17 protein-coding genes are annotated in these 25322 nt (G+C 44.5%); 14 read left to right on the forward strand and 3 right to left on the reverse strand.

Annotation, left to right across the window (positions count from 1 at the left end; translation table 11 throughout):
- Window positions 1-3127: PAS domain S-box protein (locus JXL83_08605; protein ID MBN2364177.1), on the forward strand; the 3127-nt coding region annotated here is incomplete at its 5' end.
- 26 nt (window positions 3128-3153) lie between these two features.
- The gene (locus JXL83_08610) at window positions 3154-5184 is read left to right on the forward strand and encodes a urocanate hydratase (protein ID MBN2364178.1); all 2031 of its coding nucleotides are present in this window, start codon (window positions 3154-3156) and stop codon (window positions 5182-5184) included.
- Here JXL83_08610 and JXL83_08615 read toward each other — a convergent pair.
- Genes JXL83_08615 through JXL83_08625 form a run of 3 tightly spaced genes read right to left on the reverse strand, consistent with a single transcriptional unit; the run spans window position 5179 to window position 8450 of the window.
- Window positions 5179-7332 carry a glycine--tRNA ligase subunit beta gene (locus tag JXL83_08615; protein MBN2364179.1) on the reverse strand — a complete coding sequence of 718 codons (2154 nt, stop codon included), beginning with the start codon at window positions 7330-7332 and terminating at the stop codon, window positions 5179-5181. The two genes, JXL83_08610 and JXL83_08615, sit on opposite strands and share 6 nt — an antisense overlap.
- The gene (locus JXL83_08620; protein ID MBN2364180.1) at window positions 7325-8176 is read right to left on the reverse strand and encodes a glycine--tRNA ligase subunit alpha; all 852 of its coding nucleotides are present in this window, start codon (window positions 8174-8176) and stop codon (window positions 7325-7327) included. The genes JXL83_08615 and JXL83_08620 overlap by 8 nt, the downstream gene beginning before the upstream one ends.
- A gap of 1 nt (window position 8177) precedes the next feature.
- Window positions 8178-8450, reverse strand: a complete 273-nt coding sequence (locus tag JXL83_08625) for a cupin domain-containing protein (protein MBN2364181.1) — start codon at window positions 8448-8450, stop codon at window positions 8178-8180.
- A 214-nt stretch (window positions 8451-8664) separates the two neighbouring features.
- Here JXL83_08625 and JXL83_08630 point away from each other — a divergent pair, with 214 nt between their 5' ends.
- The 12 genes from JXL83_08630 to JXL83_08685 are packed head-to-tail and all read left to right on the forward strand — an operon-like array spanning window position 8665 to window position 25300.
- The gene (locus JXL83_08630; protein MBN2364182.1) at window positions 8665-12132 is read left to right on the forward strand and encodes a T9SS type A sorting domain-containing protein; all 3468 of its coding nucleotides are present in this window, start codon (window positions 8665-8667) and stop codon (window positions 12130-12132) included.
- Between the two features lie 10 nt (window positions 12133-12142).
- Entirely contained in the window at window positions 12143-13474 is a 1332-nt protein-coding gene (locus JXL83_08635) for a TldD/PmbA family protein (protein ID MBN2364183.1), read from the forward strand.
- A gap of 10 nt (window positions 13475-13484) precedes the next feature.
- Window positions 13485-14960: a TldD/PmbA family protein gene (locus JXL83_08640; protein MBN2364184.1), complete on the forward strand. Its 1476-nt coding sequence runs from the start codon at window positions 13485-13487 to the stop codon at window positions 14958-14960.
- Window positions 14961-15011: 51 nt separating this feature from the next.
- Window positions 15012-16205, forward strand: coding sequence for a hypothetical protein (locus JXL83_08645; GenBank protein MBN2364185.1), 1194 nt, complete (start codon window positions 15012-15014; stop codon window positions 16203-16205).
- Between the two features lie 27 nt (window positions 16206-16232).
- Window positions 16233-17321 (forward strand): ATP-binding cassette domain-containing protein, encoded by a 1089-nt coding sequence (locus tag JXL83_08650; GenBank protein MBN2364186.1) that lies wholly within the window; start codon window positions 16233-16235, stop codon window positions 17319-17321.
- Entirely contained in the window at window positions 17321-17584 is a 264-nt protein-coding gene (locus JXL83_08655) for an HPr family phosphocarrier protein (GenBank protein MBN2364187.1), read from the forward strand. The genes JXL83_08650 and JXL83_08655 overlap by 1 nt, the downstream gene beginning before the upstream one ends.
- A 1-nt stretch (window position 17585) precedes the next feature.
- On the forward strand, window positions 17586-19340 hold the full coding sequence (ptsP, locus tag JXL83_08660; GenBank protein MBN2364188.1) for a phosphoenolpyruvate--protein phosphotransferase: 1755 nt from the start codon (window positions 17586-17588) through the stop codon (window positions 19338-19340).
- Between the two features lie 7 nt (window positions 19341-19347).
- A complete protein-coding gene (locus tag JXL83_08665) occupies window positions 19348-20328 on the forward strand; it encodes a hypothetical protein (protein MBN2364189.1) in 981 nt (326 codons plus the stop codon).
- Window positions 20325-21296: an NTP transferase domain-containing protein gene (locus JXL83_08670; GenBank protein ID MBN2364190.1), complete on the forward strand. Its 972-nt coding sequence runs from the start codon at window positions 20325-20327 to the stop codon at window positions 21294-21296. The genes JXL83_08665 and JXL83_08670 overlap by 4 nt, the downstream gene beginning before the upstream one ends.
- Before the next feature lie 23 nt (window positions 21297-21319).
- Window positions 21320-22462 (forward strand): methionine adenosyltransferase, encoded by a 1143-nt coding sequence (locus tag JXL83_08675; GenBank protein MBN2364191.1) that lies wholly within the window; start codon window positions 21320-21322, stop codon window positions 22460-22462.
- Complete coding sequence (locus JXL83_08680; GenBank protein MBN2364192.1) at window positions 22459-24000, forward strand: GHKL domain-containing protein; 1542 nt, start codon at window positions 22459-22461, stop codon at window positions 23998-24000. The genes JXL83_08675 and JXL83_08680 overlap by 4 nt, the downstream gene beginning before the upstream one ends.
- Window positions 23993-25300: a sigma-54-dependent Fis family transcriptional regulator gene (locus JXL83_08685; protein MBN2364193.1), complete on the forward strand. Its 1308-nt coding sequence runs from the start codon at window positions 23993-23995 to the stop codon at window positions 25298-25300. The genes JXL83_08680 and JXL83_08685 overlap by 8 nt, the downstream gene beginning before the upstream one ends.
- Window positions 25301-25322: the final 22 nt, after the last annotated feature.

Below are 25322 nucleotides of genomic sequence, written 5' to 3' on the forward strand. Positions count from 1 at the left end.
AAGGACTTTGTCTTTAAGAACCAGAACGCATTTGATTATTGCGGCAATAGCACTGTTGCTGGCTCTTTTGATTTTTATCACTGATTTTTTGTTTTTTAATCCTTATTTCATCATAGCGATTTGCATTGTGTTTGCGCTTTTGACGATATGGACGGTGGACAGACTCGTTCTGAACAAGATTTCAATCCTATCGCAATTTGCCGACGAACTGATTGAAAATACAGACGAAAACAAAAGGCTCGAATTCAAAGGCGACGACGAGATATCAAAACTCGGAGCGGACCTTAACAGGATGCTTGACTCCATAAAAGCCTCAAATATAGAAAAACTGATTACCGGCGACATGACCAACGCGATAATAAAAAATTCGCCGATTGGTATTTCTGTCAGAAACAGCAAAGGGACGTTGCTGTATTATAACGATAAATGGAAAAGACTGTGGGGCATGTCCGACGAAGACATCGAAGATGATAAAAAAGACAGGAAGGAATTCAAGACCGACGACAAGGATTCGTACATGAAAGAGTGGCTTGTTGAAGTCGAAGGCATTTACAAAATCGGCGGGTCTCTTTATATCCCCCAGCTTCACGTTCAAAGACCGAGAATAGGAGATGCGATATGGATCTCGCATTACTTTTATTCGATACAAGGAAAAGACGGAAATGTAGAGAGGGTCGTGATAATGACCGAAGACATAACCGCAAAGAAATTCGAGGAAGACAGAAGAAAAGATAAAAACGACAGGGCCAAGAAATATCAGGATGCGTTGTTTGAGTTGATCAGAGCCGAAAATGATGATCTCGAAGAATATTACGCCTTGCTGCTCGAAAAAACCGCCCAGGCGCTGAAAGTTACTTTTTCGAGTATGTGGTTTTACAACCAGGATCAGTCAGAACTTGTCTGCCATCTTATGTTCAACAGAATAACGAACAGGTTTGAAAAGGGAACCGTAATCAAAACCGACGAATGTCCGCTTTATTTCAATTCTATTGAAATAAACAGAATCGTGTCTGTCGACGACGTTTATTCAGACCCAATATCGTCCGAATTCTCAGAAAGCTACTGCAGGGCGATGGATATTTATTCATTGCTTGATGCTCCAATAAGGTCAAAAGGAGCCGTAATCGGTGTTCTTTGTTTTGAAAGTACAGGACATTTTGTGGAATGGACGGACGATGACGAGAATTTTGCGGCCTCGGTGTCCGATATAGTTTCTCTGGCGTATGAAACCAGCGAAAAAGAAAAAACGAAGAAACTGCTCGAAGATTCTGAAAGAAAATACAGGGAAATCGTCGACAATTCCCTCGTCGGAGTTTTCATCACTGACGTGGAAGGCAATTTTATTTTTGCCAACGATGCGATGGCCAGGATACTGGATTGTGAAAATTCTCAGGCATTGATAAATGAAAGAGTCCCGTCTTTTTACGCTTTTCCCGAGCACAGAAAAACACTCATTGATGAAATCCGGAAAGTCAAAAAACTTGAGAATTACGAAATAGACCTGAAAACCCCCAAAGACAGAACAAAAAGAGCCTTGCTCAACATTTACTACGGAGAAAATACATTGACTGGCATGGTGATGGATATTTCCGCGATCAAGGAAACGGAGGAAAACCTCGCTTCTGAAAAAGAGAGGTTGTCGGTGACCTTGAAATCGATTGGAGACGGAGTAATTGTCACTGATATGAAAGGCGATGTCATTCTGATAAACACAGTGGCCGAAAAAATGACCGGCTGGACTGAAGAAGAAGCCGTCGGAAAATCAGTCGACGAAGTTTTCAGAATTATTGAGAAAGACACGGGAAAACCATTGGAAAATCCGGTTAATAAAGCTATACAAATCGGTGAAATCACGAGCATGACGGAAGGAGCCACACTCGTATCCAAAAACGGCATGGAACGTCTTCTTGCCGACAGCGCCGCTCCCATCAAGGACAAGTCGGGGAAGATTATAGGAGTAGTGCTCGTATTCAGGGACATCACTGAAAAATTCAAAATCGAACAGGAGCTTTTTAAAGTTGACAAACTCGAAACGGTAGGACTTCTCGCCGGAGGAATAGCTCATGATTTCAATAATATGCTCGCCGGAATTCTGGCGAATATTTCGCTAGCAAAAATACTGCCTCTTGAAAAAGACAAGATAAAATATCTCGACAAAGCAGAGAAAGCCATAGACAGAGCAAAAGACCTGACGACTCAATTGCTCGTGTTTTCCAAAGGAGGAGCCCCTGTAAAAAATGTAGTGTCGTTGAAAGACCTTCTGAAGGAAACAGCCAATTTCGCCCTGACGGGGTCGAAATCGAAGTGCGAGTTCCGTTTCTCGGAAAATCTTTCCAACGTCGAAGCCGATCCGGGTCAATTGAGCCAGGTCATCAATAATATTGTTATAAACGCGGATCACTCGATGCCTGTCGGGGGAACCATAACAATTGAAGCCGAAAATTTCAAGGTCGGCGGAATATCTACTCTCCCTCTCAAAGACGGCACCTACGTAAAAATATCGGTTAAGGACGAAGGGAACGGTATCCCGCCCGAGAATCTGAAAAAAATATTCGATCCTTTCTATTCGACCAAGATAAAAGGCAGTGGACTGGGGCTTTCCATTTGCTACACCATTGTCAAAAATCACGGAGGACACATAACGGTCTATTCGGAAATCGGCAAGGGGTCGGTGTTTAACTTGTATCTTCCTGCCACACACCTTGATGAAAAACAGGAGAAAAAAACCGAGAAGCTGATTTACGGGAAAGGTAAAATTCTTGTCATGGACGACGAGAACATGATCCGGGAAAATACGCATGATATGCTTTCGTATCTGGGTTACGAGTGCGACGTCACATCCAGCGGGACTCAGGCTGTAGAAATGTACGAAAAAAGAATGAAAGAAGGCGGCGGATACGACGCGGTGATACTCGACTTGACGGTTCCCGGAGAGATGGGCGGGAAAAGAGCCATGAAACTGATAAAAGACTGCGACGAGAAAGCCGTCGGAATAGTTTCGAGCGGTTATTCAGACGATCCCGTGCTGTCGGAGTTTTCAAAATTCGGTTTCAGCGGCAGAATTTTAAAGCCTTATAAAATAGAGGAACTGAGCGTTTTATTGTCTGAACTTATTGGGCACATGTAAATTGTTGCCGCAAAACGGAGGTTTGAATGCCCGGTGATATATCTGGAAATCCTGGAAAAATCTGTATTTTTGATGAAATACCTGACGAAAAAAAATTTGAAAAGAACATAAGAAGAGCTCCGAAAAGAGAAATGCCTCTGAGAGACGAAGAAATCGCGAATGCTCTTAAAAATGCTCTCAGGTACGTACCCGAGAAATTTCACGAAAAGCTTGCACCTGAATTTCTCGATGAACTGATGACTAAAGGAAGAATATACGCTTACAGGTTCCGGCCGGAAGGCAACATTAAAGCGCGACCCGTGGAAGAATACGAGGGTATTTTGGACGCCAGGGCTCTTCAAGTAAACATAGACAACAATCTGGATTTCGAAGTCGCCCTCTATCCTTACGAACTGGTTACCTACGGAGAAACAGGTCAGGTTTGCCAGAACTGGATGCAGTATCATCTAATAAAAAAATACCTAGGAGTCATGAGCGACGACCAGACGCTCGTAGTTATGTCCGGTCACCCCCTCGGGCTTTTCCCTTCTAAAAAAAACGCCCCGAGAGTTATATCGACAAACGGACTTCTTGTCGGTCAATGGGACAATTCTGATATTTTCAACAGAGCGGCGGCGCTCGGAGTTTCGAATTACGGACAGATGACAGCGGGAGGATGGATGTACATAGGTCCGCAGGGAATAGTTCACGGGACTTACATAACTTTGCTAAACGCCGGCAGAAAATATCTCGATTTACCGGAAGATAAAGATTTGGCGGGAATTCTCTTTGTTTCTTCAGGTCTTGGAGGAATGAGCGGAGCCCAGGCCAAAGCCGTAGAGATAGCAGGAGGTATAGGAGTGATAGCGGAAGTGGACCTATCGAGAATTGAGACGAGACATTCCCAAGGGTGGGTAAAAGTCGTGTCCGATGACCTCGACGAAATATTCTCCACGGTCGAGAAATACAGAAAATCCAAAAAGCCTGTGTCGATAGGTTATCACGGAAACATAGTTGACCTTCTTGAATACTGCGAATCGAATAAAACCGGGATTGAACTTATCTCGGATCAGACTTCGTGCCACGCCGTATACGAAGGAGGCTATACGCCAGCCGGGCTTACTTTCGAAGAGGGCAGAAAGCTCCTCGCGGAGAATCCGGCGGAGTTCAGAATAAAAGTGGACGAATCCCTGAAAAGGCATTTTACCGTGCTGAAAAAACTGACGGAAAAAGGCGCGCATTTTTGGGACTACGGGAACAGTTTTATGGCGTCAGTATTTGAGGCCGGCCAAAAGGATATCTCTAAAAACGGGCGAGACACAAACGACGGTTTTATATGGCCTTCCTATGTCGAGGACATAATGGGACCCGTTTGCTTTGACAAAGGATTCGGACCTTTCAGATGGATTTGTCTTTCCGGAAAAACGGCAGATCTTGAAAAAACAGACAAAGCCGCGATGGCGTGTCTGGATCCTGAATTGAGCTCGCTTCACAGAGACAACTATGTGTGGATTAAAGACGCGTCCAAAAACAACCTCGTTGTGGGCAGTAAGGCCAGAATACTTTACGCCGATGAAAAAGGAAGAATGCAAATAGCCCTGAAATTCAACAAAATGGTGAGAGATAAAGAAATCGGTCCCGTCATGCTCGGCAGGGATCATCACGACGTTTCCGGCACTGATTCTCCTTTCAGGGAGACGGCCAACATATACGACGGAAGCCGGTATTCCGCAGAAATGTCGGTGCAGTGCTTCGCGGGCAATGCCGCGAGGGGCATGACGCTTGCCGTCCTTTCAAACGGCGGCGGGGTCGGTATAGGCAGGGCGAGCAACGGTGGTTTCGGACTGGTTCTCGACGGATCCCCGGAAAAAGACGGAATTATCATTTCGGCAATGAGCTGGGATGTTATGTGCGGAGTCGCGAGGAGGTGCTGGGCTTTAAACAAGAATGCGATAGAGACTTCACGCGTATGGAACAGGGAAAGCTTCGGGAAAGGCTGTATAACGATGCCTCATGAAGCGAATCAGGACACGATAAATAATGCGATCAAAAACAGGCTCAAAAGAGACAGGTCATGAAGATTGATTTTTTTCAGTACCTTCTATTACTATCTTTCCAAAATCGGCCAGCTTTCTGAAAAGCCGGGAAACTGAGTAAAGAAGTGCTTTTCTGTTTTCTGTCAGTTTTTTGTTTTCGACGTTGACCATGACGTTGTCGAAAAAGCTGTCGATTGGTTTTTTCAATTTCAAAAGCTCGTCCATGGCGCCAGAATAATCTTCACTTGAAAGCAGTTTCTCTACTACAGGTCTTATTCCGTTTAAAGAAGAATACAGGTTTTTTTCATGATTGAGTTCAAAAAGCGATTCTGCCGGTTCGTTTTCAAATTCGAAATCTTCGAGTATTCTTTCCGTTCTTTTTGATACTATTACAAGGTCTATGAAATTTTCCTGTTCTCTGTACTTAGACAGAGCGAAGGCAATTTCAAAAGCTTTGAGACAGTCGTTCGAAGACACTGATAAAGCGGCTTCCGCCACGTCATATCTGATTCCTCTGTCTTTTAATGCCCTCGAAGTTCTATCTAAAAGGTACTCATTTATGTCGTCAAAAGCTTTTTCCAGTACAACTTCGCAAAGGAGTCCCTCCTCATGATACAAGTCGAGATTTTTTTTGATCCACGAATCGAAATCCGCGTGCCACTTCTTTTCGAGAAGGAATTGAATTATAAGGTTTGCCGCTTTCCTGAGCGCGTATGGATCGGCAGACCCGCTGGGAGTGCCGAGCTTTGAAATGAATCCGCAAAGATGGTCCATTTTGTCTGTGATTCCGAGCACAACGGTTTCGTCGGAGTAGGTCGATGGGTTTTTTGATGCTGTTTCGAGATAATGATCCCTTATAACGGCTGCAGTCTTGTCAGATTCACCTGATTTCAAAGAGTAATAGCTTCCTATGACGCCTTGAAGTGAAGTGAATTCCTTGCCGTCTCTTATCATTGAAGTCGCCATGTCGCATTTGCAGAGAAGGGAAGCTCTTTCAAGTGTCAAAGGGTCGGTTTCATCAGGACAGAATTTTTTAACAATAGAAACGAGTTCCGTCAAACGCTCGGTTTTTTGTTTGAGAGATCCTATACCCTTCATGTATGTCATCTCGCCGAGCTTGTCCATAAAGTTTTCAAGAGAAATTTTAGTGTCTTCAAGAAAGAAAAAAAACGCGTCCTCGAGCCTTGAGCCGACTATTGTTTCGTTGCCTCTCACAGCGTTTTCAGCAGCCCTTGCGGATATTCCGTCGGCGACGTATATAAAATATGGCAGGAGCCGGCCGTCTTTTCCGGCGACTGAAAAATCTCTCTGATGGCTTTTCAGCGCGGTTGTTATTATTTCAGAGGGCAGATTCATGTATTCCTCGGGAAGTCTGCCGGTCACCAGAACAGGATATTCGACTAAATTCGAGACTTCGTCGAGTAAATCCTCATCGCGAATCAGAGTTCCGTTCAAATCAGTACATTTGTTTTCCAGTAGAGAAGAAAGAAGCGTTTTTCTTTCTGAATGATCGGCGATTATTTTGTTTTTTCTCAGTTCTTCCCTGTAATTTTCAGCAGTCACATCAAATTCCGATTTTTCAGTCAAACGCGACGACCTTGTTTTTGAAGTTGATTTTACCCCGGCTATCTCAAGAGGAATGATTTCATCTCCGTATGTAAGGACGATGTTTCTCAAAGGTCTGGGAAAGCGGAATTCCGACAGTTCCCATCTCATCGTTTTTGGAAATTTCAACGACGTTAACGCGCCCGGAAGCCACGAGGATACAAGTTCTTGAATTTTTTTGCCTTTGAGAAATTTTTTTATGCAAACGAATTCGCCCCTGTCGGTTTTTTGAACAAAAAGATCGTTTTTTGAAGCGCTGTTTTTCTTTAAAAAACCTTCAAGAGCTTTTGTCGTTGTTCCCGAACAGAGGAGGTTTTCAGAGGAAGTTCCGTCATTTTTGTTTTCAAAAGCGATTTTCAAAGAAGGTCCAACAACGAAAATTTCCGAATCCGGTTGTTTTGTGGCAAGATTTTTCACGGTAAGTGCTATTCTTCTCGGTGTGAAAAAAAAGCAGACTTCTTCATTCGCAAGATTTGATGTTCTTAAAAACTCGGAAATTTTTTCTTTGAGTTCCAAAGTAGCCGGTAAAAGATAAGAAGAAGGAATGTCTTCGCAATACAATTCAAGAAGAAGGTTTTTATTCATATTGATTTTCGGTTTCGACGAATTTTTTTGCCGCGCTTCTCGAAAGTTTTCTTATTCTTGCTATGTATGCGGCTCTTTCGTCAGGGCTTATCGCTCCTCTTGCATCGAGAATGTTGAAAAGATGAGAGCATTTTATGACATAGTCATAAGCCGGAAAAACGAGGTTTTCCGTTATAAGCCTGGCGGATTCTTTTTCATATTTCTCGAAAATCTCGGAGCAGAGTTTTATGTCGGCTTTTTCGAAATTAAATTTGCACCATTCGGTTTCTGATCTTCCGTATACATCGTTCCACCTGAGATTTTGAGAAAGGGCTATGTCCTGGACACGGCCCTTGTCTTGCAGAAAAAGAGAAATTCTTTCCAATCCGTAAGTCATCTCAGCGGAAACAATTTCCAGCTCAATGCCTCCCATTTGCTGAAAATAAGTGAATTGACTGATTTCCATCCCGTCGATCCACACTTCCCACCCCAGGCCCGAAGCGCCTAAAGTGGGGGATTCCCAATCGTCTTCAACGAATCTGATGTCGTGGTCCTCTGCCCTTATTCCTATTTTATCCAGGCTTTCAATATACAGATGTCTGACGTCGGACGGCGAGGGTTTTAACAAGACCTGAAATTGAGTGAACTGCTGGAACCTCAAAGGATTGTCGTTGTATCTGCCGTCTTTCGGTCTTTTTGAAATTTCGACGTATGCTATCCTGACAGGTTTTTTCCCGAGGGAAAAAAGAAACGTGAAAGGATTGAAAGTGCCCGCGCCGACTTCGCCCGAGTATGGGTGAGCAATGTAGCATCCCTTTGAAGACCAGTAGTCGCCAAGAGCGCTTATCATTCTGTCGAAACTCATATCATCCGAATTTGTAGAGTTTTCTCACGGGTTTTTCGACTATCCATGTGCATTTCAAGCCTTTGGGGAAAAAGACCAGGTCACCGGCTTCAAACACAGTTTCTTTGTTTTCTCCGTGTTTGATTCTGACTTTTCCTTCGAGTATAATGCAGGTCTCGTTTTCATCGTATTCCCAGTCAAATGTTTCAGCCGGGCATGACCATATGGGCCAATTTTCGGCTCCGATGTTTTTTTTTCTTTCTTCGCTGATTTTTTTTTCAACCGAAATTTCCATATATCCTCCAGGAATTAGCAAAATACACGGAAAAGGATATATTTCAAGGGCAATACTTGTCAATGAGATTATCTGTATGAAATCCGAGGATTTTTTGATAAAATATCCCGGGAAGTCAGCATTATAGATGAGTTCAACAAAAATCTGCGTATTATCTTTTTGCGTACTTTTATTTGGCGCGAAAATTCATGCGGGCGAGAGTTCGTACTTTTTAATGCATTCATACGATGATGTCTCCGTTGAAAAAGAAGGAATTTACAGCCTTGTCAGCATAGTTGGGGGCAGAATTATGAGAACAGGCGGTGTTCCGTCTCTTCCGACTGTAAAGGTCATGTACAGTATTCCAGCTGCTTCTGAACTTACCCAGGTAAAAATAACGGATGAGGAATGGATCCCGCTGGGCACGCACAGGATTTTCCCTGCGCAAAATCCATGTCCTTACGGTTTTGCCGATGATTTTCAGAGCGAGGACACAAGTATCTATTCCGCGGACAAATATTACCCGGAAACAATTCTCGAAAACTTTTTTACTGGAAATAAATCAGGATTTATGCTGGGATGCGTGTGTTTTTGCCCTTTCAGATACAATCCCGTCACCGGAGATCTTCAGCTTCTCGCCTCGGCAAAAGTGACAGTAAAATATAACGAAGGAACAAGTGAAGCCGTATTTTTGGCTGCAGAGCAAATACGTATTTTCGGAGAAGACGTCAAGTCTCTCGTGGCAAATCCTGAAGATGTTCGAACAAATTCACCCCAGGAAAAATTTTCAGTAAACGGATATTACGAATACGTGATAATAGCTCCTGAATACCTATCCCCGTATTTCGAAGAACTTTTGAGATGGAAAACGGAAAAAGGCGTAAGAGCAGGTTTGTTCACGAAAGAGTGGATTACCTCTACTTATCCGGGAAGGGACGACCTTGAAAAAATGAGGGAATTTGTAAAAGATTACCACAGAAATCATGGACTTATTTATCTTGTTCTCGCAGGTGATTATGAGAATCTCGGTGCGAGAATGGTCCCGGTCAAAGTCGGAACAAGTTACTCCGAAAACGCTTCGTGCGATATGTATTTTTCTGATGTTGTCCCTTATTCATCGGACTGGGATGCCAATGGAAACCTTCTTTACGGAGAACTTTCCGTCGACGGGTGCGACTGGTTCAGTGATGTCTATGTGGGCAGATTTCCTGTAACCGAACCTTACCAAGTGTTGAAGTATATTGATAAAGTTTTAACATACGAGATGTATCCGCCACATGGTTTTCTGGAAAAGTCTCTTCAAGGAGGCGGTTTGCTTTGGCCCAGCTATAATCATTACGGTAGTATTTTGTGTGATTCGATAGCCGATAACTGTCTCCCCCCGAATTGGTCTCACACTAAAATGTACGAATCCTTTTATTTTCATCCCAACGGTTTCAGCGATTCTCTGAGCAGAGGTTACGGCTGGTGTCATATCGCTTCTCACGGCAACGAAAACGGAACATACTGGCACAACAGCCCAAACGATATGATGACGAAATTAATGGCGGACGCACTGACGAACGGCATGAAAATCGGGGTTGTTCATTCCATAGCCTGCGAAGCAGGATGGTTCGATCAGAAAGACTGTCTCGCCGAGCATTTGTTCAACTCACCTAACGGTGGGGCGGTCGCGGGGATTTTCAATTCGAGATACGGTTGGGGACAAGCGCCCGGTTTAGGCAGTTCTGATTGGTTAAGCCTATGGACGGCCGATGCGGTTTACAGACTGGATCTGAAAAATATCGGTAGAGCGCTGTCTATTGCAAAAGATAAAATAGTATTCGGCATTAACTCAAATCCCATGACCGATATGGATCATTGGTCGATGGTGGAACTAAATCTTTTCGGAGACCCTCAGACGCAGATATATTCCCGTGAACCTACAGCTATGACAGTAAATCATTCTCCGAGACTCAATCAAGGCAATTACAATTTCATTGTTTCGGTTTTTTCCGGAAAACAACCTCTGGTTAACGCATCGTGCTGCCTTTCGAGGCATCAAAGCTCTGAAATCTGGTTTGAGGCGAAGACCGGCACAGACGGATTTGCAAACATTGCCTATTCTATTGCGGACAATTCACCGGTAGTGTTCACTGTTTATACTCCGGATCATTTATTCTATAGAGAGACTCTGCAGATTTCTTTAAACGAACCCTACGTAGTGATGGCGTATATTGATACAATCTGTGGAGGACAAGAAAACGGGCAGTTAAGTCCAGGAATGAGCTACGAAATGTATGTTGCAGCAGCAAATTGGGGTATTTCGAAGGCCACGGGAGTCCAAGCGTTTTTGGCGACTGACGACTCTGGAATCGCTCTGATGGCAGACACATTGTTTTTCGGGGATATCAATCCCTATGACACTATTATATCCACCGATCCCCTCGGATTCACATTAGCATACGGATTGCTTGATGACCATAAAATACCGCTGGATTTTGTATGTTTCGATGATTCAGGAAGAATTTGGACGACTTCATTTTTTCTCGAAGTGAACTCGGAAAACCTGAAAGTAGTGAATTGCTACGGACCTTCTGTGATTATGCCGGGCAATGATTTTAATGTTTCAGTGTCGATAGAAAATTCAGGAAGCGGAACTGCAGATCAGATTCAGATGCAACTCAGGAAAGTCGGAAACGAAAGTTTTTTTTCTTTTGCCGACTCTGTTGAAATAGTAAATACTATCCCTCCAAATTCAACTATGAGGTTTGACGATGCTTTCGAAATATCAGTTTCAGCATCTTGCTCGATGTCTCATTATTGCGAGTTCGAATTACGCCAACAGGCGGCAGACTCTAATGTGTTTTATGACACTTTTACTCTCGCGGTAGGATCCGTCGTTTTCGAAGAGAATTTCGATTCAGAGGTGCATTGGGCTTATTCAGGATCGACTGCATGGAACGTCACTACAAGGAAATGGCATTCGCCTTTAAAGTCAATGTATTGCGGGAATTCACTTGGCTATTATGAAAACGGCGTCAATGACTCGAGAGTCATTTCGAAGGATATATTCTGCACGAGTAATTCGGTATTGAGTTTCTGGCATTTGTATCGGATACAGAATGAATATGACGGCTGCAGAATTGAGTTTTCAACAGACGGCGGAGGTTCCTGGTTTCCGCTTTTCCCTGAGGAAGGATACACCGGAGTTTCAAGTGGATTCGGTGGTTATAATTTCGGCGATTCATTTTATACGGGAAGTCATTACGTTTGGGCGATGCAAAACGCAATTGTCCCTGTTCAGGGGTATATGAAATTTGCCTGGAGGTTCGGATCGGACAGCACTATAAACGACATAGGATACTTTTTTGATGACGTTTCGTTGAAATTGCATTCCGGTACAAGTGTCGGTGAACAGACGCGGAGCCCAAGGATATCCGAAACTGATTTTTCAATCTTAAATGTTTACCCCAATCCGTCTGGGGGGAGATTTTTCATAAAATTTTCTGTTCCTTTTGTGACACACGTAAAATTGGCAGTGTTTGATGCAACAGGAAGAATTGTGTCGGAATTAATTGATGAAGTATTGGAAGAAGGGATTTATTCTGCTAATTGGGACGGCAGGGACGAAAGAGGACGTATGGTGTCTTCGGGGACGTATTTTTATTTTTTTAATGCAAACGGGTTGAATACAACCGGCAAGTTTGTTTTGCTGAGATAAAGGAGGAAAGATGATAGACAGAAAGACGATAAAAGACTTTCTCGGAGGGGCTGAAGGAGCGGAAACTGAAATCGTGGCGAATTATTACAATATGGCTTCTACGAGATTTTCGAACAACTCGATAACCCAGAACGTCAAAAACGAGGGCATGGATCTTGACCTGAGGGTGATAGAGTCGAACAGAACTTCAACCGTTTCATCCAACGACTGTTCAGGAGAAAACTTAAGGAGACTTCGTATAAAAGCTCTTGAAGTCAATAAATATTCCAAAGAGGATGAAGATATCCTCCACCTGATCGATTCATCGGATCAGGTGTTAGATGATTCTGCTTATGCAAAGAAGACTGCAGAAATGAACCCTTCCGAAAGAACGGATATCATACGTGAGTGCGTCGGTGAAGCTTCGAAAAAGAAAATGCAAGCCGCAGGATTTCTCAGGAACGGCGAAGTTTCGCTTGTTATAGCCACTAACAAGGGAATGTGGAGGGAGCACAGCCGCACCGCCTTTTCCCTTTCGCTGTCGGTGATGAACGACTTAGGTTCCGGTTGGGCGAGCTGTTCGTCGTTCGACCGTTCGAAAGTCTCGATAGAAGAGGTCGTAAAAATCGCCGTAGAGAAGGCTGACGCGAGCAGAAAACTGGAACAGCTTCCTCCCGGGGCTTACACAGTAGTCCTGGAACCTGCCGCGGTAGCTGATCTTCTGGCATTCCTCGGCTGGGGCAGTTTCGGAGGCCTTTCTTTTGTCGAAAACAGGTCTTTCATGAGCGGCAGTATCGGCAAAAAAGTGATGAGCGATAAAATAACAATAACGGATAATGTCGGGCATGAACTTTTCAGGGCCTGCCCTTTTGATTTTGACGGTCTGCCAACGCAGAAGGTGGTTTTTATAGACAAAGGGGTTGCAAAAGGCGTCGTGCACGACAGAAAGACTGCCGCCATTGCAAAAACCGAAACGACGGGACATTCACTCCAACAGCCCAACAGCCATGGTCCGTTTCCGAGAGCCCTTGTGATGTCGAGCGGAGATTCCAGATTTGAAGATATGGTTTCCTCGACGGAAAAAGGTATTTTGGTGACGAGATTTCATTACACCAATATGCTCGACCCGATGAAAGTGACCGTGACAGGCATGACAAGAGACGGATTGTTCCTTATTGAAAAAGGAAAAGTAACTAAAGCGCTCAAAAATTTCAGATTCACTGAAAGCGTGCTCAATGCTTTTTCGCAAGTGGACATGGTTGGAGATGAGCAAAAACTGACGGGAGGGTTTTTCGGGGGCGGATACGTGACACCCTCTTTGAAGATCAGTGACTTCCACTTTTCAAGCAACACCGATTTTTAGGGGGGGAAAGATGAAAGAACTCGCGTTCAGAGCAATAGATAAAGCGAAAAAAGAAGGCGCACAATACGCCGATATAAGGATTGTCATGGACGAAACCGAAATGATCGAAATCAGAAACGGAAAACCGACCGCTCTCGATTTCAAGGAGACTGAAGGATTCGGTATAAGAGTCCTGTGCGACGGATCGTGGGGTTTTGCCTCTTCATCAGGTGCGAAACCCGAGTCGGTGGACAAAATCGCCGCTCTCGCAGTCGAGATAGCCAAATCTTCGGCAAAAGTGAGAGACAGAAAAGTAAACCTCGCCAAAGAGAAAACATACGAAGAATTCTGGATGACGCCGTATATAATTGACCCTTTCAAAGTTCCCCTGTCGGAAAAACTCGACCTGATGATGGCCGTTGATTCTATTCTGAGAAAAAAGCCTGAGATAAAGGCGGCCGTATGTATGATGGAATTCTGGAGGGAGCATCAGTGGCTGGCGACGTCCGAAGGAAGCTTCGTCGAGCAGATTTACTTGAGGTCCGGATCGGGATACCAGGCTATAGCAGTCGGTAACCACGATATGCAGGAAAGGACTTTCCCCAACACGCACAGGGGACAGTATCTGTCAGCGGGTTATGAACTCATCAACTCCCTGGCTCTGCTAGAAAACGCGGAAACTGTCCGGGAAGATGCGATAGCGCTTCTTACGGCTGAAAATTGTCCCACCGGTAAAAAAGACATAATTCTGACAGGAACACAGATGGTTCTTCAGATACATGAGTCGGTGGGTCATGCCACCGAATTGGACAGGGTTCTCGGTTATGAAGCAAATTACGCCGGGAGATCTTTTGCCACAATGGAAAAGCTTGGAAATTTCAAATACGGTTCAGAAATTGTCAATCTCGTGGCAGACAACACTCTGCCCGGAGGGCTTTCTACGGCGAGATTCGACGACGATGCCGTACCTGCCAAAAGATGGCACATAGTCAAAAACGGAGTGTTTTCCGGATACATGACAAACAGGGAAGTCGCCTTTGAGACAGGCCAGCCTGAAAGCATGGGATGCAACAGAGCACAGGGTTATTCTAACATACCGATTGTCAGAATAGCCAATCTAAGCCTCATGCCCGGAAAAGGATCGCTCGACGACATCATTTCAGACACTGAAGACGGTATACTGATGGACACTAATAAAAGCTGGTCTATAGACCAGATGAGGCTGAATTTTCAGTTCGGTGTTGAAGCGGCGTGGGAGATAAAAAAAGGAAAGAAAGTCAGGTTGCTCAAAAACGCAAATTATCAGAGCTCGACGCCCGAATTTTGGAATTCCTGCGACCGCATCGCCGGACCGGAAGAGTGGAAGCTTTGGGGCGTGAGAAACTGCGGAAAAGGTCAACCGGGACAAACGGCGGAAATGTCGCACGGCTCTTCACCGGCGAGGTTCAGAAAAGTCCAGGTGGGGGTAGGAAACGATTTTCTTGAGAAAAAATCCGAATTAATATAAGATTCATTATCTGCATCATGGAAAGAAGATAATATTTAAGAAGGAGGAAAGGTGATAAAACTGAATTTCAATTACAAGGATATCTTCCGTGCTGGCCGGCTCGGTTTCAGTTTTAAGAAAATGTCTGCCGCCATGATAGGACTGGTCATACTTACAGTTGTTTATAACGTATTCTCGTACGCTTCGCTGATGTCAGCCGGTGGTTCCCTGAGCAGAATATGGACTTTTCAAAGACTGGCGCCGATTCCTTTCGGACTGACTCTGCCATGGTATTCCTGGCTGATATGGGCTGTCGGAGCGCTGGTTTCATGGTTGGTTCTGTCAATAACAATTTCCGCAGTTTCAAAGATAACTTTCGAACAGCTTAGAGGTGACGAGTTTTATGAAGTCGGCAAGGCTTACAAGGATTCCCTGAAACTCTGGAAGAGTTCTTTCCTTTCACCGATAATCCTGGCCGTTTTTATCGCTTTCCTGTTCGCTGTAGGAGCTCTTTTTGGACTCATGGGTAAAATACCTGTTGCCGGACCATGGCTCGTCGGCCTGCTTTCAGTGTTCCTTTTTCTCGGCGCATTTTTTATAGTCTATCTGATTTTGGTGTGGATAGTTTCAGTCTATACATCCCCGACTATATCAGTAGTCACAAACGGAGACAGTTTTGACACTCTCTTTGAAGTGTTCAGTGTGGCAAATGAGCAGACCTGGAGGTTTGTGATCTGGCAGTTATTAGTGGGCGGCATTATGACTGCCGGTGTGTTTATCTATTCAATCGCGATAAAGTACACATTATTTTTGTTCAAAACCGCCATGGACATACCCTCCGGACAAGCATGGTGGTACCAAACCTGGAACTTCGCAAGAAGCATGCTTCCTTCTATTCCTCCAATGATTCCCACTCAAATATACAATCTCTTCGCGAAAATATTCCCCGGATCCGTTCAGGTGTGGACGGTTTCATCGCTGCCGGGTATAGGCCCCATGATTGGCGGCATAATTCTCGCGGTTCTTCTTTATCTTGTCATGCTTTCAATACTGTCGCTCAAATTGTCTATCTTCAGTGCCGGTCAGACTTTGATCTATGTTGTACTCGTAAAGATTAAGGACGACAGAAATCTTTTGGAGACAAAGAAAAAATGGTCCATAGACGATGAAGATGAAGACATGGAGGACGAAGAAGACAAGAATGAGGAAGAGACAAAAGATGAAGATGAGAAGAGCGGGAAAGAGGAAGAAAAGAATAACGACTGAAAATTTGATCTTTATTCAATTCGCGCAATGCCTTATTTGTCACTGAAAAACGTCAGCAAGTTTTTTTCAGGGACAAGGGCATTGGAGCCTGTTTGTCTTGACGCCGAGAAAGGTGAACTAATGGTCCTTGTAGGTCCTTCAGGATGCGGAAAATCTACATTACTGAGGATAATCGCCGGGCTTGAAACACCGAGTTCCGGCGAGATTTTTCTCGACGGCAAGAAAATAAACGACAAGGAACCGGCAGAAAGAGACATCGCCATGGTCTTTCAGAATTACGCGCTGTATCCGCATATGAAAGTCAGAGACAACCTTTCATTCGCGCTTAAAATGAGAAAGTATTCGAAAGCCGAGATAGAGAGAAGAGTCTTTGAGGCTTCGGAATTGCTGGAGATCGGCCAACTTATGGACAGATACCCGAAAGAGATTTCAGGAGGCGAAAGGCAGAGGGTCGCCCTCGGAAGAGCCATAGTCAGACATCCAAAGCTTTTTCTTTTTGACGAACCGCTTTCAAACCTGGACGCAAAACTGAGGATTCAGATGAGAAGCGAAATTACAAAGCTTCACATGAAACTTGGCGTGACTATGCTTTATGTGACTCACGATCAGACCGAAGCTATGACAATGGGTGACAGAATAGCAGTTATGAAGGCTGATAAAAAAGCTGGAGAAGGCGGTAAAATTCTTCAGACGGGAGCACCCATGGAACTGTACGAAAACCCGTCAAAAAGGTTTGTTGCAGAATTCATAGGCACTCCTTCTATGAATTTCATTGAACATTTCGAAGAAGGAAGAGACGGTTTTCCCTTCGTAAGCGGCATCCCGGGGCTTCTGAAAGGATTTGGCGGCAGTTTTGATTATTCAGAAGTTGTAATAGGAGTTAGACCCGAGAAAATCATTATATCGGAGGATTGCAGATCAGGTGGACAGATGGAAATCGAACTTATCGAGAGAATGGGCTCCGAAACACTGATATATCTTTCGGGAAAAGATTTGAAACTCGTTGCAAAATTATTTGTTCCCGTATGTAAAAAAGCGGGTGAAAAGGTCGGCGTTGAAGTTCAGGTCCAGGATGTTATGTTTTTCAGCCGGAAGGATGGCGGGTTATTGACCTGATGAGAAAGAACATAAAAGTGATAAACAAGCTTGGCATACACGCAAGACCTGCCGCCATGCTGGTAAAGATAGCCAACGGCTATGAGTGCGAAGTGTTTTTTGAAAAAGACGGTTTGAAGGTCAATGGTAAAAGCGTGCTCGATGTCATGATGCTGGCCGCTCCGAAAGGCACGGAATTAACAGTGGAAACCAGCGGAGAGGACGAAGAAAACTGCATGAAGGAAATCGAAGAAGTTTTTTCGAAAGGTTTTGACGAGGATTGAAGTGACACAAAAAAAAGAAAAAATAATTAAAGGTGTTCCTGTAAGTTCCGGCGTGGCTATAGGCGTGTCCAACGTCTACAGAGTCCTGAAAAAGCAGGACGAGTTATCTTTGAAAACCAAAATTGAAATCAGTCAAGTCGGTTCCGAAATTGCCAGGTTGTCGCGGGCGGTTTCCCAGGCAAAGGCTGCATTAGACCTACACAGATCGAGACTCATTGGCAGAACCAGCAATTATCATCTTGGAATCTTTGAATTCCAATCGTTTCTTCTCGGAGACGAATCTTACATCGGAGCCATAAAAAACCTGATTAAGGAAAAGCATTTTTCTGCGTGCGATGCTGTTTGGATAGTAACTGATGAACTGGCAAAAAAACTCAAACAGACTTTCGAGGACATAAAAGACGTGGGAAATCTTATTTGTTCCGGACTTTCAGACAAAGGAGCGATTCACCTGGCAATTCTTCCTGAAGACGATCCGTTCGTTTTTATTTGCGATATCCTGGCGCCTTCGATGATATCATATCTTTTCAACAGTAAAGTCGCCGGCATTATCACGGAATTCGGGGGCAAGACTTCTCACGCCGTAATACTTTCAGAAAGTCTCGGAGTTCCGGTTATAATCAACGCTAAAAAGATCACTGAGCACGCTCAGAACGGAGATGTAGTCGGAATGGAGGGAGGGTGCGGGAAAATAGTCCTCAATCCCTCGGAATTCAGGTTAAAAGCCTATAACAGACTCAAGGTCTGGAATGGAAAATACCACACCATCATACTTCAGAAATCCCGAAAAAAAGCAGAAACAAAAGACGGTTTCAAAGTAAAAGTCATGGCGAATATCGAGGTGACGTCTGAAGTTCCATACGCCGTCGCTTCAGGAGCGGAAGGTATAGGGCTTTACAGAACAGAATTTGTCTTTTTGGACAATCCTCATTATCTTCCGTCATACACCGAGCAGTTCAAGATATACAAAAGCGTAGTATCCGAGATGAACGGGTTGCCGGTCATATTCAGGACGATCGATCTCGGAGCCGACAAAATCCCGTTTTACCTCGAAAGTCACAGGAAAATATGGAAAGACGAAACCAATCCTGCACTCGGTTACAGAGGCATCAGACTGATGCACGATCACTGCAAAGAGCTCATGTTCCCTCAATTGAAGGCAATTTTGAGGGCTTCAGCATACGGACCTGTAAAAATTATGCTCCCCATGGTGTCACTCGTCGAAGAAGTGACTGACTTTGAAAAGAAAATTCTCGAAGCAATGGAAGATCTCGGAAAAGAGGCTCCTTCGAAAAAACCTAAAGTGGGCATGATGCTAGAAACACCAGCTTCGATATTGATGATGGATAAATTCATTCCTATCGTGGATTTTTTTTCGATAGGCACAAACGACCTTACTCAATACATTCTCGCCGTGGACAGAGACAATCCTCAGGTCGCCTACATCTGGGATCACATGCATCCGGCTGTTCTGAAAACCGTCAAAACTGCCATAGACACAGCTTTAAAAGCCGGCAAAGAGATAAGCGTCTGCGGCGAGTCTGCGGGAGATCCTTTCGCCGCAGCGGTATTCATAGGTTTCGGCCTTAACAACCTTAGCGTGTCCCCTTCAAAAGTAGCGGAACTCAAACACCACATAAGGCATTGGAACAAAAAAGATCTAGAATCCGTTTCGGCTGAAGTTCTCAAAATGGATTCGTCGGAAATAGTGAGAAAATACGTAAAAAGGACGGTGAAGGTTGGACTTTCAGGGTAGCAGGACTATGCGTGACTGGATTCTTGGATGGCCTGATGATTTAGTCTCCGGTTACAAAAAAGCGGAAAGTTTGCCTGTCCCGGAATCGGACCCGGTTGTTTTTTGGGGGATGGGAGGTTCCGGAATAGTCGGGAGAATATTTTCTGACGTGGCGAATGAAATAGGAATAAAGCCTGTCTTTTCGGGAGGAGGATACGGGGTTCCCGATTGGATTTGCGGAAAAACTCTTTTCATACCCGTGAGTTATTCCGGAAACACCGAAGAAACTCTCGAGTCTTTCGAAAAAGCAATTGCGAAAAAAGCCATGGTGCTCCCTATGTTTTCTGGAGGAAAGCTCGGTACCGAATCCAAAAACAAAAGTTTATTGAGCGTCAAAATGCAGTCCGGAAGAGCCCCGAGGGCAAATCTGCCTGAAATGATAGGTATAGCCGCGGCGCTTTGCGAAAAATCCGGCGCTTTACCTTCGATGGAAAAAATGATTCTTGACGCCGCCTCTGCGGTCGAGCGCCTTCTTTCTGAAAGAAAAGAAGAAATGAAAGAACTGGCTCAGAATACTGCCGGAGCTGAAATCTACGCCGTTTCATCGGAAAAGATAAAAAGCGCTTCGACGAGATGGGTTTGCCAGATAAACGAAAACGCGAAAAAGACGGCCGAAGCCCTTTGGCTACCCGAAATGAATCACAATTTCGTCGTCGGAGGAGCGCCAAGAGATGCGGTTTTTATTTATCTAGTTCAGGTATGCCTGGACAAGCCGGGAAGCTGCAAAAGGAGAACCGCAACGTCTGAATTGATGAAAGAGAGCTCTGAAAATTTCAAATCTTTCGAAATATTATTCACCGGTAACGATTATTTTTCATCATACATGGAGGCTCTCGCTTTCGGTGATTTATACAGCGCTTATCTCGCGGAGACTCTCGAAATAGATCCTCTGCCGATTACGGCGATAGACAGATTAAAATCTTTGCTTGGCGGAGAAATAAAGCAGTGAGAATAATAATACCGGCCGCAGGGATTGGAAAAAGACTTCAACCGCACACTTTTGTCGAACCCAAAGTAATGATGAGATTGGCTGGAAAACCTATGATCGGCCATATAATGGATATGGTCGTGAAAATGAGCCCCCGTGAAGTGGTCGTGGTAGTCGGATATAAAAGCGACGCTATTATCCGCTATCTTTCGGAAAGCTACTCATCCATGAAAATCAGATTCGTTTTACAGGATGATATGCTTGGCTTGGGACATGCCGTATATATAACAGGTGACAGCGATGACGACACTCTGATTATTCTCGGCGACACGATTTTCAGGTTCGACTTCGAAAAAATTCTCAGATCGGCGGATAATTCCATAGGAGTAGCCCAGGTCGGAGACCCAAGGCGTTTCGGAGTTGTCGAAATGTCTGACGACGGAGCGGTGAGAAATCTCGTCGAAAAACCTCAAAATCCTCCTTCCAATCTGGCGATTGTTGGAATATACCGTATACGGGAATTTCACCTGCTGTTCGAAGCCCTCGCTTCAATCGTAAAAGAGGGCAAAAAAACATCGGGAGAAATACAGTTGACCGACGCTCTTCAGGAAATGATTAACAGAGGCGGCAGAATTACAACTTTCGGTATTGAAAAATGGCTCGACTGCGGAAAACCGGAGACTCTGTTTTCAACTCAGGCCTATCTGCTTAAAGAAATGGCCTGGAAATACTCGGTTCCCGGATCCGCCGTCATTGATCCTGTTTTTGTTTCTGACCGAGCTGTTATTGAAAATTCTGTGATAGGTCCTAACGTAGATCTCGCAGAGAATTGTTCTGTGACCAACTGCGTTGTAAGAAACTCGATAGTCGGAAAGAATGCTTTGCTTAAAAACGCGGTGATAGAAGATTCAATCATAGGAGAGAACGCCAGAATAATTGGTTCTTTCAAAAAAATAAACGCCGTCGGCTATTCCGAAATCAACTTGTAACTTTTGGATAAAGAGAGGAAAAAATGGATAAATACTATTTTACTTCCGAGTCCGTTACTGAAGGGCATCCGGATAAACTGTGCGATCAGATTTCCGACGCAATTGTTGACTCCGCTCTGGATCAGGATCCAGAAAGCAGAGTGGCATGCGAAACACTCGCTACAACAGGCCTGATAATGGTGGTCGGAGAAATGACAACCGGCGCCTACGTCGAAATCCAGAACATTGCCAGAGAAGTTGTGAGAGACGCGGGATACGACGATCCTAAATTTGGTTTCGATTACGAGTCTTGTGCTGTGATTTCCTCTCTCCACGACCAGACCGGAGACATAGCACAGGGCGTTGATATTGGAGGCGCGGGAGATCAGGGGATGATGTTCGGCTTTGCCTGCAGTGAGACCGCGGAGTTGATGCCTCTGCCTATAATGCTTGCTCACAAGCTGACAAAGAGACTCGCCGAATTCAGAAGATCTACGAACGAATGCCTTCTCCGGCCGGACGGAAAATCGCAGGTAACAGTTGAATACGAAAGCGGCGTGCCGAAAAGAGTTTCGGTGGTTCTTGTCAGTTCCCAACATTGCCCCGAGGTGAAACATCAGAAATTGAACGAGGTGATAAAAAACGAGATAATATTTAAAGCTTTGCCCGGGGAATTGATCGATGGAGACACGAAAATTTTAATTAATCCGACAGGCAGATTCGTCAGCGGAGGCCCGGCGGCTGATTCCGGTCTGACAGGCAGAAAGCTCATGGTAGACACTTACGGGGGGTATTCAAGACACGGAGGAGGCGCTTTTTCGGGAAAAGATCCGACGAAAGTTGACAGAAGCGGTGCTTATATGGCACGTTATCTGGCGAAAAACGTAGTGGCCGCAGGTCTGGCCGAAAAATGCGAGATACAGATAGCTTACGCAATAGGAGTACCCGATCCTGTTTCCCTTTTCGTCGAAACTTTTGGAACCGGCAAGGCTCATGAAGGGAAAATATCTGAAGCGCTGATGGGACTAGTCGATATGTCACCGCGGGGGATAATAAGCAGATTCGGTTTGAAAAGCCCTATCTACAGGAAAACGGCTGTTTACGGTCATTTCGGGAGGGAAAACGAAGGCTTCCCGTGGGAAGTAACCGATATAGCGGATGAATTGAAAAAGACAGTAAAAAAGTGAAATATGCTTCGGGCATAAGGTTTTTCTTTATAGTAATTACGTCCGGCCTTGCCCTGACGTGTGTCGCTTCCGTAATCCTCATAGACCGTTCGCTGGCCTTGGCGAGAGAAACCATATCTCTGTCACTGGATGCTGAAACCGAGTTACTCGAAAATTATCTTGAAAATACGGAATCCGACGACTACACGTTCATGAGGCCTTATTTCGATTATGTTTCCACGGACAGCGCTTCATCAGAAATCAAAAACGCCATGTTTTCTAATTTTCTTTTACCAAGCGGGAACAGAGTTTACGTCGGCAGGAGCACAGAGGATTTCGGAACTATAAACCTCTACAAAAACCTGATTATAGCCGCTCTCGCAGTAACTGTGCTGATTTCATTTGCCGCCATTGTTTTATTCACTGATGAGAACGTCATGAAACCCCTTAGAATTATGGGAGAGCTGACTGGAGCCAAACCGGAACCGGAAAATCTGATAGAAAATATGAAAGCGATAATAAAAGACCTCGAGGAAAAGAAAAGTGAACTCGAGAACATGTATTCGATAGAAAAAACAAGGGTCAGAAATATGACTCTGAGAAGCGGAGCAGTCCTTCAGAGCCTGAAAGCCGGCATTATTGACGTTGACGCTGACGCGAATGTCATCCAGTGCAATCAGGAACTTTTCAATATCGTGGGTATAGAAAAGAGAGAGCTCAACGGAAAACTCCGAAATTCATCTTTGTCTCCGGATATTACAACAATTATATTCGATTGTCTGGAAAGAAAAAAACCTGAGAGAAAAAGAATTGACCTCAACGGAAGGATAATAGACGTATTTGTCTCTCCTGTACTGGAAGCAGAACAGATTATCGGAGCCGTCGCAGTATTTTACGACATGACCGAAACCGTACTCCTGGAAAGAATGTTTATGACAAGGGAAAAAATGCTTTCTCTTTCCGAGATATCAGCGGGTGTCTCCCACGAATTCAGGAATTCGGCAGGAGTTCTTCTCGCTCTGGCATCGGCTATCTATCAGAAGCAGAACGATGAGAACGCGAAAATGCTGCTCGAGGAGACAAAATCCCTCGTCGGAATAGTTGAAAATTTTTCTCAGTTGGCTCAAAAAAAAGACAAGTCTTTCGCCGAATTCGACGTCAAAGAAATGACGGAAGAAATCAAAAAGTACTACAAATGGAATTTCAAGGCGGATTTCAGGCACAATCTTTTTGTCGGCGACAAAGACCTGATTAGAAGAGCTCTCATAAATGTCCTGCAAAACTCAATAGAAGCCTCTGAACCGAACCAGGCAGAAATCCTTGTAACCACTGACAAGATAGACAGTTGGCAGAGAATCGAAGTCACTGATAAAGCAGGAGGAATAAAAGACGATCAGCTTGAAAAGGTAAAAGCGCCGTTCTATACTTCAAAAAAGGAAGGGGTGGGACTGGGCTTGGCCATAGTCGAAAAGATAATTCAGATGCACGGCGGCTCTCTCGAAATCAGAAATTTCGAAGGAGGGCTGAAAGTGACCATGACCTGGAGCGGAGATGAGTGATGTCCTGATAGTCGAAGACAAAAAAAATCTCAGGATAGCCCTGAAAAATATTCTTTGTGAAGCCGGTTACCAGGTGTTTGAAGCCGAGGACATAAGCACCGCAAAAATTCTGATTGAGAAGAATTCTCCTGTTACAGCCGTGATAGATGTCAGACTTCCAGACGGAAGCGGGCTGGATCTGCTGGATCATATAACGGAATGCGGAAAATCAGTAATTACGATAATGATGAGTGCTTACGGCGATATTCCCGTAGCCGTCAGCGCAATGAAAAAAGGAGCAAAGGATTTTGTAACCAAACCGTTCGAACCTTATGAGCTTTTAGGTATAATTAAAAGAGAGCTTGCTCTGGCCGAAAGTTCCGCGAAATATTCCGAAGACTCATTCGAACCGGCTGGAAATTCGAAACTTTGGCTGAAAGTCCTCGATCTCGCTAAAAACGTCGCAAAAATGGACAGCACGGTACTTCTGTCAGGCGAAACAGGTTCAGGGAAAGAGGTCGTGGCAAAATACATTCACGGGAACAGCAAGAGAGCGAAATTTCCTTTCATCCCCGTCAATTGCGCCGCTTTGCCCAGAGAATTGGTTGAAAGCGAGCTTTTTGGCGCTGAATCCGGAGCCTTCACAGGCATAGGCAAAACAAGACAGGGAAAATTCGAATCCGCCGGCGGAGGGACGGTTTTTTTGGACGAAATCGGAGACCTGTCCGAAGAAGCGCAGGCCAAGATACTCAGAATCCTCGAGACGAAAAAAATCCAAAGACTCGGCAGTGCGTCATCTATAGATGTCGACGTCAGAATAATTTCAGCGACAAACAAAAAGCTCGAAGAAGAGATCGAGAAGGGCAAATTCAGAGAGGACCTTTTTTACAGATTGGCTGTATTCCCTATAGAAATACCGCCTCTGAGGGACAGACCGGACGACATAGAAGATATTGCAAGACAGCTCGTAAAAAGGATATCTCTGAAGATTGACAAAGATTTTAATCCTGAAATCGGCAAAGACATTTTAGATAAACTGGCGTCTCACAACTGGCCCGGAAACGTCAGAGAACTTGCCAACGTCATCGAAAGGGCAATGATACTTTCGGGGGACACGACTATCGATCCTGAAAAAATTTATTTACCGGACAGAAAGAGAGAAACTGAAATTCACAGGGCAAAAATGGACAGAGAAAAAGACGTCATAAAAAGAGCTCTCGAAAGCGCAGGTTGGAAAAGGACAGAAGCCGCAAAAATACTCGGCATAAGTTACAGATCTCTTCTGGAAAAAATAAAAAAGTACGAACTAAGAAAAAATTAAAAAACTTGACAATGTAACTTCT

It is taken from the genome of candidate division WOR-3 bacterium (genome assembly GCA_016934535.1).
Lineage (GTDB): Bacteria > SDB-A > SDB-A > SDB-A > SDB-A > JAFGIG01.